Here is an 811-nt window from a genome sequence, read left to right on the forward strand (position 1 = left end):
CGCAGGCGATGCAGGCCCAGCCGCGGCCGAGGTGGCCGTCACCACCGACGACGAACACGGCGCCGGCGGTGACGAACAGGACGATCGCGAGGGCGTAGAAGAACTTCGGCATGGCGTCCTCTCTCGGAGTGGTGGTGACCGGGGGCTGTCCCGGCTCCCCTCACCGCCCGAACCGTGTGGGCCGGGCGGATCGGGCAGCCGGTCAGCGGCCCTTGCGCACGTCCGCAAGGACGGAGCGCAGGATGAGCAGGCACACCGTGACCGCGACGGCGGAGACCGCGACCGCGACCGCGGACACGGCGACGGAGAGCAGGAGGGCGGATCCGCCCATGCCGACCGCCAGCCACTTCACCCCGCCCCCACCCGAGGTGGCGGCGCGTGCCGGGGAACCGTGGTGCCGGCACGCCGACTGCTCCTGCTGCTGGTGTTGCTGTGCGGCGTGGACGGCGGCGAGGGCAATGGCGAACTGGTCGGACTGGCGGGCCGCCTCGGTGGCATCCGAGGACGCGCGGATGATCTCGCTCACGCTTCCACTCCGTTCACGACTTCGCGGCGCAGGTCTGCCGCATCTCGGCGGGACAGGCCCAGCTCCGCGCGGAGCTGGTCGATGGTCACCCCGCGACGCCCGGCGGTGACCGCCTTGCGGTGCAGGGCACGGGCCTTCTTGCGCAGGTCAGACGGCGCGAGCGTCACCTTCTCGGTGACCACCTCCCGCCCCTCGGCGGCCGGTACCGCCACCGGCTCACGCCCCGGTGCCGGGGCGTCGTCGTGCTCGGTGCCGGTGGTTACCTCGGCGGTCGTGGCGGTGACC

General features: G+C 73.5%; 1 protein-coding gene and 1 pseudogene. Both read right to left on the minus strand.

What is annotated here, in order from left to right; all coding sequences use genetic code 11:
- Positions 1 to 202: 202 nt before the first annotated feature.
- Positions 203 to 526, minus strand: coding sequence for a hypothetical protein (locus tag RM572_RS28615; protein WP_311676285.1), 324 nt, complete (start codon positions 524 to 526; stop codon positions 203 to 205).
- Positions 523 to 811: pseudogene (locus RM572_RS28620) on the minus strand (hypothetical protein); the annotation flags it as partial. The gene RM572_RS28615 and the pseudogene RM572_RS28620, both read right to left, overlap by 4 nt.

Source organism: Streptomyces hazeniae, from assembly GCF_031845485.1.
In the GTDB taxonomy this organism is placed as follows: domain Bacteria; phylum Actinomycetota; class Actinomycetes; order Streptomycetales; family Streptomycetaceae; genus Streptomyces; species Streptomyces hazeniae.